Raw genomic sequence first — 12127 nt, forward strand, 5'->3', positions numbered from 1 at the left:
CTCAATGGGTTTTCAAGTTTGTAGGGGAATAAAATGATAAAAGTCTTACATTATTCTACCTTTGCTATGAGCATCTCAATGGCATGCTTATCTAGTAATACTTATGCGGAGACAGCCCCGCTGGTGTTTTATACATGGGAAGATTATATCGACCCTTCTATTATTACTGATTGGCAAAATGAAACTGGAATCCCAATAAAGCTTGTTTATTACGATGATGAAGCACAAAGAAACTTGGTTTTATCCAGAGAGGAAAGTGCGAAGATCGATCTAGCAGTCGTTGATAACGCTACCATTCATATTTTGAGCGGCGCAGGACACCTTTCAACCATACCGACATACAATGAAACTACGTATTGGCCTGATGCTTGTGGCAAATATGGGCGTCAGTATTTTTGGGGAACATACGGCATTGTCTATCGTGAAGATAAAGTAAACTCACCTGTTACCAGCTGGCGGGATTTACTTAACCCTGAGCCTTATCTTAAAGGTCACATTGGGATGCTAGGTCAATCTGATGAGCTATTAACAGCCGCTTTGTCCGGCATGGGGTATCCAATCAATACGACTGAAAATACCCATTTAGAGCAAGCATTTAGCTTATTAAAGGTGCAATCTCATTATGTAACCACGTATGATTACGTTTACACTTATGTTCTTTCAAACCCTGACCAAAGTAATGTTTGGATCGCACCTGCTTATTCCGGTGATCAATACGGTTTAAATGATATTCAAGGAATTGATAGTTGGCGCTATGTTGTACCTGAAGAAGGCGCCATTGTTTGGGTGGATTGCTTGACCGTTACACAAGAAAGTGATCGTAAGGAAGAAGCTCTCGCATTTATTGATTATCTTTCTAGAGTAGATAATAGTGCACGAAACTCAGAGTTTTTATGGACTGCAAGCCCATATGTAAAAGTGCAAGAGTTAGTCAGTGATGAGCTTCGAGCAGATAGTAATGTGTATTTCGAAGACGAGAAACTGGCGAAAGCTACTCCTTTTCACGGATTGTCTGGGAGAGAGATTTTAAAAAGGACGCGCATTAAGGACGCCTTGCTTCGATATTATGACTCTAACTAAGCGCTTGATACTCCTTGTATTACCAATATTGCTTTTAGGTGTTTTGGTTACATCAATCGGAGTTTTCAGAATACAAACGGATACACTCACAGAGGTTGAATATAACCGTCTTGACTTGAAACTTCTTCAAGCCAAAGTTGAGTTTGAACGCGAAGCAAATATCAGTGCAGGGGTAATCTCTTTGCTGCTGGAAGGGAAAACACTGAGTGATTTTACACGATATGTCGGTCAGGATATCCGTGAATATTTGGTCACTCAACGACTGGACTTTCTCTTAAATGATGTGCTTGGAAACAATCATGTAAGGGTTGCAATTACTGTTTTAACCAATACAGGTGTGCCGATTTATCACTATGAAAGAAGTGATAACCCATTCTCAGAGCCACCGTCATTTTTGCCGGGTTTTGCACGCTCATTAGTGCTTAAGAATGAGATGGAAGAGCAGAAGCTGATGTTTTTAAAAAATGGAGAGCATGCCTATCTATTCGGAAGAACTATTGACGGCACAACACTAACAACACCTGTACGTGGTTTGATGGATGATACACTGGCTGTTGTCGTAACTGTTTATATGAGTGAATTTGATTCAATCTTCAAGGCATTACAGAGCGATTATGGTGTCACTCCTTTAATTGTGAACAGAACACCTTCCTTAAACACCACTTCACCACCTAATATAAGAACTGTTGAGCTGTATCCAGGTGCATTATTAGAAGTTGAATTAACCGAAGAATACCTCAGTAAAGCCAGATCTGATTTAGTTGATTGGCTTATGGCTGTATCGGTATGTCTTGGTGTTGCTATTACACTGCTACTTTTATATTTGATTAAGCGGTTTATTATTCAGCCGATTGAAACGTTGGATAAACAATTAACCTTAGTGATGGAAGAGCATCAAGATAACATTGTGAAGCCAAATGGAATTGATGAAGTTAGCCGTCTTGGACTGAAGTTTTATTCATTGTATGAACAGCTTAATACAAACCTGATTCAATCTAGGGAGCTTGCAGTAACAGATGCTCTTACTAAGTTGCCAAATAGAACGCGTTTCCAAGAGTTTGCAAAAAGAGCATTGATAAGAGCGTGGAATCGACATAGCCATGTTTCACTAATTTATATTGATCTGGATAATTTTAAGTTTGTTAACGATCGCTTAGGGCACGAAGCAGGAGATGAGCTGCTACAACATGCTGCAAAAGCATTTCAAGAGTTAATTCAGAACCATAAAGATCACGATCAAACTGCACTGGTATCTCGCCTAGCTGGCGATGAATTTGCAATAGTATTAGCTCATGACGCATTAGATGATCGGCTTAAACTTGCAACAGATGTCGTTAACTTATTTGAAGGGGGGTTTAAGACCGAGCGTTATATTACCCCTGTTTCAGCAAGCTTAGGAATTGCGAGTTACCCCAATGACGGTGAAGATTTAAGGGAGCTCATTGCCAACGCTGATATGGCAATGTATCACGCTAAGAGAACCGGTAAGAATCGGTTTGCAGCGTATTCTCATTCCATTGCGAGAGAGGCTCGAAGAGTTAAACTAATAGAAGATGCTTTGAAGTTCGTAAATTGTGATGAAGAGTTTTCTTTGGTGTTTATGCCTTTTGTCGATAAAGCTAGGCAAGTAAAAGGCCTTGAAGTATTACTTCGTTGGTATTCTCCTGAACTTGGACAGATTACACCAGATGAGTTTGTTCCAATTGCTGAACAAACCGGTACCTATACTAAGATAGATGATTGGGTATTCAGAAATGCATTTATACATTTAGAAAAACTGAGAGCGTTTTTAGGACAAGATATCGTTATTGCGATCAATATTTCTGCAGGTGAATTAGGCCAAACTAATTTTGTAGACAGAATTATACAACTCAAAAATGAGTATCAAGTAGCCGATGGTTCAGTGGAGCTAGAAATTACAGAGACCTTTGGTTATTTTGCAGTAGAGCAAGTGCTGTCAGTGCTCAAAGACTTACGTGATCAAGGTTTCAAAATATCTATTGACGACTTTGGTATCGGCTATACACCGCTGCTACAAATGATCGACTACCCAGTAGATAAAGTGAAGTTCGATAAGGAGCTTGTCGATCGTTTGACGGATGAAAATTACCATCAACTGATGGAACCTACGATCGAGATATGCCATTTGCAAAACATAAATGTTACGGCTGAAGGTATCGAGAATTATGAGAAATTCCGGCTTCTAAAAGAAGCTGGCTGTGATTATTTTCAGGGCTATTCGATTGCACAACCAATGACGATCACTGAGCTTCGTCATTGGTATCGGCAATATAAACTGTCTTTAGAAAGTAAAAATGATTAAACGCGCTACTCGATTTTCGGCCTAATATTGAGTATTAGGCCAGAATCAGTACTAACGACTAGACTTCCATCATTCAGTTCAATAACGTCTCTTAATCGTTCGTTTAGGTCTTCAAGAAAACGTGTTTCAAAGACTTCACCACTAGCAAGCCTAACGTTGTTCAGGTGCCTTAAAGAAAGTGCAGTAGACAAGAAATCACCTTGCCAATCTTTAAACAGCTCACCTCTGTATATTAATAATGAGCTAGGGGCAATGGATGGGATGAACACTTTCTTTGGGTCTTCCATGCCTTCTTTCGAGGTCGTCTCGCCAACATTGAGTGGTGCCCAATATTCCTTACCGTGAGATACGATTGGCCAACCGTAATTTGCTCCGACGCGGATCAAATTGATTTCATCCCCACCACGAGGGCCATGCTCATTTGACCAAAGGAAACCTGTAGCTTGATCATAAAATAAGCCTTGCGGATTACGGTGTCCAAAGCTCCAGATTTCAGGTTTAATTTTTCCATGTCGTACATAAGGATTATCAGCAGGAACAGATCCGTCCATATTTAAGCGTAAAATTGCGCCCGCATGATTAGATAAATCCTGAGCGTTCGCCCTTGTTCCTCTGTCACCCACTGTGAAAAACACATGACCATTATGATCGAAAGCGATACGACTGCCAAAATGTTGACCTTTTGATGATGAAGCATCAGAAACTAAAAGATCTTGCCAATCTGATAGCTTGTCTGAATTAAATTTTGCTCTAGCAAGTGCCGTTGTGGCGCCTTCCTCAGTTGGGTGTGCATAGGTGAAGTACACCCATGAAGTTTCTGGAAAATCGGGTGATAGTGCGACATCTAGTAAGCCACCTTGCCCTAAGCGAGCAATCCTAGGTAACCCGCTTACTTCTTTGATTTCACCCGATGATGTATTAATGCGCAGTAACTGCCCATCAAGAACTGTAACCAGTAGCGTTTGCGTATCAATCTGCGCCATACCCCAAGGAATACCGTCAACTTGGGCAAGCTGATCAATTTTGAATTGTGGTTCTGCTTCCACTGCATAGCCTAGTGAACTGATCATAATCAGTAAACCTATACTAAATTGTTTAATATGTTGAAGCATGTTCGTACCTAATTCATTCAAGAACCATAATTATAGATACTAAAAGCATAAGAAATGGGGGGAATAGAGGGGTTTCATATTCATTGCGGAATACTTGCCAACTGATCATAAAATCGGCAGGCTAAATAACAAAACGCGACAGAAAGTCGCGTTTTGGTGTGAAATTCAGCTAAACTGAATTCAAAACGTGAGTGTAAGTCTTAAAGCTTCGCTTCAATCATCTTCTCAAGTTTACGTTGGTCTACGGCGAAGTTACGAATACCTTCAGCCAATTTCTCTGTAGCCATGGCATCTTCGTTAAGTGCCCAACGGAAAGCTTGCTCAGTAATACTTTCGCCAGCTGGCGTTACATTTGAAACTGGTGCCAGTTTACGGTCCAATCTGCCTTCATCTTTTTTAAGTTCTTCCAAAAGGTTAGGGCTGATCGTCAAACGATCACAACCTGCAAGTTGTTCGATTTCACCGATATTACGGAAGCTTGCACCCATTACAATGGTTTTGTAACCATGCTGCTTGTAGTAGTTGTAGATCTCAGTAACAGATACAACACCGGGATCTGTTTCTGCTGTGTACTCTTGTCCAGTAGATTTTTTGTACCAATCCAGAATACGGCCAACAAATGGGGAGATTAAGAAAACACCTGCTTCTGCACATGCTTGAGCCTGTGCGAATGAGAACAGTAGTGTAAGGTTACAATTAATACCTTCTTTTTCTAACTCTTCAGCGGCTTTAATACCTTCCCAAGTAGATGCAGCCTTGATCAACACTCGATCTTTAGAAATTCCGGCTTCTTCATATAGCTTGATTAGGCGACGAGCTTTCTCGATAGTCGCTTCTTTATCATAAGAAAGACGAGCGTCCACTTCAGTAGAGATGCGCCCAGGAATGTATTTAAGAATCTCTGTACCAACGATAACAGCAAGCTTGTCACTTGCATCAATAATTTGTTGCGCTTTATCGCTGCTTTGTTCTTTTGCCCACGCAACAGCTTGATCAATAAAGGGTGCATACTCAGGGATTTGGGCTGCTTTGAGCATTAATGAAGGGTTAGTTGTTGCATCTTCTGGAAGGTAATCTTTAATTGCAGTGATATCACCCGTGTCGGCAACAATTGTTGTGAACTCTTTTAATTGAGATAACTTATTGCTCATTGCTCTTATCCTTTGCTTGTATCTAGTTTTTGTTTAACTAATTCGATGGCGTCTACTAAAACTTTGATTGTAGCGTCACTTCGATGACCGTTTTCTGAAAGGTAACGTCTAAATTGCTTACCCCCTGGCAAGCCTTGAAAAATACCCAATAAATGTCGAGTTAAATGCATCAAACGTTCGCCATTCTCCAATTGCTTCTCAGCATAGGGGATAAAACGTTCTAATGCTTCGAAGCGATCATTAACTAAATCTGGCGCACCAAAAATAGATTGGTCTATTTGGCTTAGAACCCAGGGGTTGTTGTAAGCTTCTCGCCCCATCATGACACCATCAACATGACGTAAATGTTCTTTTGTCTCTTCTACTGTTTTTATCCCACCATTTATCAAGATTTCAAGGTCAGGGAAATCTTTCTTCAATTGATACACAAAGTCGTATTTGAGAGGCGGGATTTCACGGTTTTCTTTGGGGCTTAAACCTTGCAAAATCGCGTTGCGTGCATGAACAATGAATGTTTCAACGCCTTCATCAGCGATCTTACCAACAAAGTCACGCACGACAGCGTAGTCTTGTTGATCATCTAAACCAATACGGTGCTTTATCGTGACAGGAATAGAGGTAGCATCCTGCATGGCTTTCATTGCATCAACCACTGTTTGTGGGTGAGCCATTAAAATGGCCCCAATCAAACTATTCTGTACACGATCACTTGGGCAGCCAGCATTTAAATTCACTTCATCGTAACCGTATTCTTCAGCCATTTTGGCGCACTTTGCTAAATCCTTTGCGTTAGATCCACCCAACTGAAGTGCAATAGGATGTTCGCAGTCATCATACTGAAGGAAACGAGCTGGGTTGTCGCCTTGAAGTAAAGCACCAGTGGTAACCATTTCAGTGTATAACAGCGTGTGCTTCGTCAAACAACGTGCAAAGACACGATAGTCCGAAGTTGTCCAATCCATCATGGGTGCGATGCTGAAACGACGATCTAGCTTTTTTTGAAGCTCATTCGATGTTTGGTTGAATACTTTTTGCATGTAGTAAGTGTTTTAAATTTTGTGTTGGTGGGCGTAGCTTATCAAGTGCATGATGAATACTCGAAATGATTACGCTGTGAACTGAAATAAAATTTCGCAATAAAGCCGTATTTCAAAAGTTATACGTTCATTATGTCATAAAGTTACGTATACAGGGTATGTCTGTTGTGCTGTGAAACTGTACTTTTTTGAGGATAAATTGATTTAAAAGGTTGACTTATTTTGGTCATCATATCTGTGGGGTTCAACAATATGAATAAATCTTCGTATGCATTTGATTTATAAGAAAAATTTATTGTAATAAAATGTTGATTTATTTGTAAGTAAAGGTTAATAATGTTTATTAATTGTTCATTTAATAAACACACCTAGTTTGTTTAGATGTATAGGAGTCCATATGCCAGATGTTACTCGTATATCATTGCCACAGAAGTTTTCTTTTGATTGCCATGAATGGTTTAAAGACGAATACTCAAAAGCAATAGTTCAGTCAAAACGTGTTGAGTTGTTGTGTGATAAAGTTCAGTTTTTAGACTCGGCTGCTTTAGGGATGATTGCCAAGCTTAAAAAAGAGATGAAGAAACATACAAATCACGACATAACGGTGTCTAACCCAAGTACTTACTGTGATGATCTTTTTACATTAGCAAACATGTATGAAAACTATGTTGTGAAGAGTTCAAAGCATTAATACGAAAGGTGGTTACAAGTTAACACATTCCTTAACAAGACTATCAGTGTAATCAGTCACACTTTGTAAGACTCTTAAAAAGTACTTTAGTTTTATTAAAGTAGCTTTATTGGAGTGTTACTGTCATGACTTCTATATCAAAAAAACAAAAAGGTAAGTCTTGCTACTCATCTGCTTCGCTAACGGAAGCATTTTTATCTTCTTCTCTAGGCGCACCTTTTTTCATTCTAGATCCAGTTGATGATTTACGGGTCATCTTTTGTAACCCTCCAGCGAAACATTACTTTAATCTAAACGAACATTCATCTGACCAATGGTTTGCGACGTTGTGGTTTCAATCTCTCAAGAATGATTGGCAGGCTCACTTTATAGAACAGTTACAGAAAGAGTCAAAAGTCTATCAATTGATCCCAGAGCATTTGCTTAAACACAAATCTTCCCCTCAAGAGATTTGCTTTATTCAGTTTGAATCGAAAGGAAATGACTTTATCGCCGCTGTCATTATCAACTCCGATACGCGAACGTTGGCAAACTTTGAGCCGAAAGCTGTGCTAAGCGCAATTGAGTTGGGCGATTTTTATCATTCAGTCCTAGACAACTTAAATGAAGCGATTGGATTGTTTGAGTTCAATGCAAAAAATCAATTAGAGATTGTTTGGCTTAATGAAAAAGCGATGAAATATACTCATGGTAGCGAGCAAGTTACTGGCGAGCTTGTAAAAGCTTTCATTCCAAGCAACCTTCATGCTAGCTGGCTTGCGCTTGAAGATTCCTTAGAAATAGGCAGAGAGACGCTTTCATGTAGTTTTTTGTTGGACCCTGGTGCTGAATTCAAAGCTTGTGAAATACAATTTTATCCAGTTCAGCTAAAACGTTCACAAAAAAAGATTCAATACATTGCTACTTGGTATAATGTCACTAAACGTTATCAACTAGAAGTAGCAGAAACTCAAAAGAAACAAGATTTTTATAACTTGGTTGAAAATGCTCCAGATGTGATTATTCGCTACGATATTCTGGGGCGTAGAACATATGTCAATCAAATGTTTGAAAAGGTGACAGGGCTTAGTAGAGAGAGTGCCATTGGTAAGCAGCCTACCGAATTAGCTGGCATAGGGAATAGTGCGGCGTTGATGCAAGAATATGTACTGAATACCATTCACACTGGGCGAGCGATGACTCAAAGAATGATGATGTATGGTAATCAAGACGTTCTATCAACGTTTGAAATCCGATTTATACCTGAGTTTGATAAGCATGATGCTGTTTCGGGTGTGTTATTGATAGGGCGAGATATCACTCAACAAGAAGAAGCCATTCTTAAAACCAAAACGAGCGAAATGCAGTTTCGTACTTTAGTAGAGAATTCACCAGACTTTATTTGTCGTTATAATTTAGATTGCCAACTTCAATACTCAAACCCTGTTTTAGCTAAGCTATTTAATTGCAGTACTGAAGAAATAATAGGAAAGACACCAACTGAGTTAAATCAAATGCTCTATAGGCGCTTTGGAGAAGATGTCGCCCCTCAAGAATCAGTGCTACATAAACACCTAATTAATATTATTAAAACTCAAAAAAGTGTTGAATGTGAGATATCTGCACCCACCATAAAAGGTATTGTTCACTCATATGTCAGTTTGACACCTGAGTATAATAGTAATGGCGAATTCAGTTCTGTTTTGGTGATAGGGAGAGACATAACAGAGTTAAAAGAGTATCAAGAACAAGTAGACTTTTTATCAAAATATGACTCATTAACTGGGTTGCCTAACCGAGTGAGTTTGCTAGAGAAGGTGAGTTCCAAAGTCATTAGCACGAGTCTTGACAGCCAGAAGCTCGGTTTACTGGTTCTTGGCGTCGATCATTTTAAAAATATCAATGATAGCTATGGTTATAAATATGGTGATTTTGTACTTAGAGCTTTGACTGCAAGATTGCAGGCTATTGTTGCTTCGTCGAGTTTCATTGCTCGTATTGGAGCAGATGAGTTTGGTGTTTTGTTGCCCTCGGTTTTAAATCGCCAAGTTTTCAATAATGAAGCAGAAAGAATTGCTAAAGCTATCTCTAAGCCGATCAGAATTGGTGATACCGAGATTCTAGTATCGGTTAGTACCGGTGCATGTTTATTTCCAGATGATGCTAAGGAGCTTGAGGATGTAGTCAGATACGCTGACTCTGCTCTTTTCGCTGCTAAATCATCTCAGCGTGGAAGTATTCGCTTTTATTCACAAGAATTAACGGAAAAAGCTCTTGAGCGAATGGATTTTAGAAACTCTATTAGAGCGGGCATTAAGAATAAAGAGTTTTGTGTTTATCTTCAGCCAAAAATAAGCCTTGAAACCGGAGAGTTGATGGGGGCTGAAGCCCTGGTCAGATGGCAACATCCCAAACGTGGTTTGATCGCTCCAGATGCATTTATTCCTGTTGCAGAAGAAATGGGGCTCATATCAGAAATTGACTTATTGGTATTAGACGAGCTTTGTTCCTATCTTAACTGCTGGCGTTCCTGTTTAGCGGTTGGACAGAGGTTTGCGGTTAACTTATCTGCAGTGCAATTTAACCGAGAAGATCTAATCAGCTCTATCGAGAAAATTGTACAGCACCATCATTGTGATACATCTAACTTAGAGATCGAAATTACTGAAGGGGTTTTATTGGTTCATTGTGAGCATTTGGAAAATAAGATTAATGAACTTAAAGCAATGGGATTTACATTAGCCTTAGACGATTTTGGAACAGGTTATTCTTCGCTAAGTTATTTATCTCGCTACCCAATTGACGTGTTAAAAATTGATCGCGCATTTGTAATGGACATGAACCGATCAAAATCTAGTCAAGTACTTGTTAAGACGATTGTATCGATGGCGCAAAATTTAAATATGAAAGTTGTTGCCGAAGGGGTAGAGGATAGTGATCAAGTCGCACTATTAAAAGAGTATGGGGTCGACTTAGCTCAAGGGTTCCTTTACTCAAGGCCTATTCCAATTCATCAGTTCGCAGAGCAATACGGTTTGCCTCTAGCAAAGATAAGCCATTGACAGTAGGTACTAATAGAAACAAGTAGAGCCAATATCTACTAATTTTGAACAAATAGTTAGGACTATAAATATTGTAAATTTCCAACATAAGCCGCATTTTTACCTTTTGGAAGTTTGATTCAGAGCAAAGCGCTGACGAAATGTCGTAATTTAGTTAGAATTCCGGCGTTTTTCGTATGAATGCCTATTTCGAAATCTATGTCAGAAATAAGGCCGTTTTCAGGAGTAATTTCATGGCAACCCCATCACAACACGATCTACGTAAAGACTTTCGTGCTTTACTAGAGAGCGACAATTGTTACTACACCGCTTCGACGTTTGATCCTATGTCCGCACGTATTGCGGAAGATCTAGGCTTTGAAGTCGGCATCTTAGGTGGCTCTGTTGCTTCGTTACAAGTGCTGGCGGCGCCGGACTTTGCCTTGATTACCTTGAGTGAATTTGTAGAGCAGGCGACACGAATTGGCCGCGTCGCACGTTTGCCGATTATTGCCGATGCCGATCATGGCTATGGTAATGCTTTGAATGTAATGCGAACTATTACGGAGCTTGAACGAGCAGGTGTGGCAGCGCTGACAATCGAAGACACTCTTTTGCCTGCAAAATTTGGTCATAAGTCTACAGACCTGATTCCTCTTGACGAAGCGGTTGGAAAAATTGAAGCGGCACTTGAAGCGCGAATCGATCCAACCATGTCGATCATTGCACGAACGAATGCTGGCCAACTAACGACAGAAGAAACGATTGAGCGTGCCAAAGCTTATCAAGCTGCAGGTGCTGACGGTATTTGTATGGTTGGCGTGAAAGACTTTGATCATTTAGAAGCCATTAGCGCACATGTTTCTGTTCCTCTAATGTTAGTTGCTTATGGTAATCCAGAGCTTAATGATCGTGAACGGTTGGCTAAAAATGGTGTCCGCATTGTTGTAAATGGACATGCTGCATACTTTGCGGCCATTAAGGCAACTTATGATTGTTTGCGTGAGCAACGAGGTATTGCGGAAGGTAAATTAAACGCATCGGAATTGTCTACGCGTTATTCGACTTTGGACGAAAGTCGTGAATGGGCTCGCCGCTTTATGGAAGTAAAAGAATAATACTCCTTTCACTATATAGATTAATAAAAATGCCAGCCTAAATGCTGGCATTTATATTTAAAAGATCAAACCACGCACAAAATTAATTTGTGGCATTCTCTACTTCGGTTTCAGCATTGTTAGCACCATCTTTAATGGCATCTACACCGTCTTCCCAAGCGTCACCCACTGCATCTGCACCGTTTTCCATTGCCTCAGCTGTTTCATCATACGCTTCGCCAACAGCATCTTTGCCATCTTCATATAGTGTTTTAGCTTTTTCTTTGCCTTGCTCAATACGGTAATCAAAGCACTGATCAGAAAAGTCTTCACGAATTTTCAGGTCATCAATTTGTTGAATGCTATCCTGAGTACAGTTCTCATCATTCACTGCAGGCATCTTTTCACTACAAGCAGTGGTTAACGCTGCGACAGCCATAAAACCAGCGATGTAAATAGGCTTAATGTTTTTCATAATACTTCCCTCAAAATCTATGTGGATTTAATTAATTAAGTGTCTATTCAGTTTTTCCATAAACGGTAATAGAGCGCTTTTGTATTAATAATTAAAAACCAATCAGCAAAGACAGTTTTTTAATATATACAGCTGTTTGCT

The 12127-nt window shown here is 39.7% G+C and carries 9 protein-coding genes; 5 read left to right on the plus strand and 4 right to left on the minus strand.

Going from position 1 to position 12127, the window contains the following annotated elements; translation table 11 throughout:
- Positions 1-33: 33 nt before the first annotated feature.
- Both JHD44_RS17660 and JHD44_RS17665 read left to right on the plus strand, forming a co-directional pair.
- A complete protein-coding gene (locus JHD44_RS17660; protein ID WP_199464053.1) occupies positions 34-1080 on the plus strand; it encodes a polyamine ABC transporter substrate-binding protein in 1047 nt (348 codons plus the stop codon).
- The gene (locus JHD44_RS17665) at positions 1067-3403 is read left to right on the plus strand and encodes a putative bifunctional diguanylate cyclase/phosphodiesterase (protein WP_199464054.1); all 2337 of its coding nucleotides are present in this window, start codon (positions 1067-1069) and stop codon (positions 3401-3403) included. Before JHD44_RS17660 ends, JHD44_RS17665 begins: the two co-directional genes overlap by 14 nt.
- 5 nt (positions 3404-3408) lie before the next feature.
- Here the strand turns inward: JHD44_RS17665 and JHD44_RS17670 are convergent, their stop codons facing one another.
- The 3 genes from JHD44_RS17670 to dusA all read right to left on the minus strand — a co-directional run bounded on the left by JHD44_RS17670 (position 3409) and on the right by dusA (position 6703).
- Complete coding sequence (locus JHD44_RS17670) at positions 3409-4473, minus strand: PQQ-dependent sugar dehydrogenase (RefSeq protein ID WP_233402291.1); 1065 nt, start codon at positions 4471-4473, stop codon at positions 3409-3411.
- Positions 4474-4715: 242 nt separating this feature from the next.
- The gene (gene tal / locus JHD44_RS17675; RefSeq protein ID WP_199464056.1) at positions 4716-5666 is read right to left on the minus strand and encodes a transaldolase; all 951 of its coding nucleotides are present in this window, start codon (positions 5664-5666) and stop codon (positions 4716-4718) included.
- A 5-nt stretch (positions 5667-5671) separates the two neighbouring features.
- Positions 5672-6703 carry a tRNA dihydrouridine(20/20a) synthase DusA gene (gene dusA, locus JHD44_RS17680; protein WP_199464057.1) on the minus strand — a complete coding sequence of 344 codons (1032 nt, stop codon included), beginning with the start codon at positions 6701-6703 and terminating at the stop codon, positions 5672-5674.
- A gap of 397 nt (positions 6704-7100) precedes the next feature.
- Here dusA and JHD44_RS17685 point away from each other — a divergent pair, with 397 nt between their 5' ends.
- The 3 genes from JHD44_RS17685 to JHD44_RS17695 all read left to right on the plus strand — a co-directional run bounded on the left by JHD44_RS17685 (position 7101) and on the right by JHD44_RS17695 (position 11532).
- Positions 7101-7394 carry an STAS domain-containing protein gene (locus JHD44_RS17685; protein WP_199464058.1) on the plus strand — a complete coding sequence of 98 codons (294 nt, stop codon included), beginning with the start codon at positions 7101-7103 and terminating at the stop codon, positions 7392-7394.
- Between the two features lie 326 nt (positions 7395-7720).
- Positions 7721-10435, plus strand: a complete 2715-nt coding sequence (locus tag JHD44_RS17690; protein ID WP_199464059.1) for an EAL and GGDEF domain-containing protein — start codon at positions 7721-7723, stop codon at positions 10433-10435.
- Positions 10436-10668: 233 nt separating this feature from the next.
- Positions 10669-11532: an isocitrate lyase/PEP mutase family protein gene (locus tag JHD44_RS17695; protein ID WP_133559628.1), complete on the plus strand. Its 864-nt coding sequence runs from the start codon at positions 10669-10671 to the stop codon at positions 11530-11532.
- Positions 11533-11614: 82 nt separating this feature from the next.
- On the opposite strand, the gene trbK is transcribed toward JHD44_RS17695, so the two are convergent.
- The gene (gene trbK / locus JHD44_RS17700; RefSeq protein ID WP_199464060.1) at positions 11615-11986 is read right to left on the minus strand and encodes an entry exclusion lipoprotein TrbK; all 372 of its coding nucleotides are present in this window, start codon (positions 11984-11986) and stop codon (positions 11615-11617) included.
- Positions 11987-12127 lie beyond the last annotated feature (141 nt).

This window comes from Marinomonas ostreistagni (assembly GCF_016461785.1).
GTDB classification, from domain to species: Bacteria; Pseudomonadota; Gammaproteobacteria; order Pseudomonadales; family Marinomonadaceae; genus Marinomonas; species Marinomonas ostreistagni_A.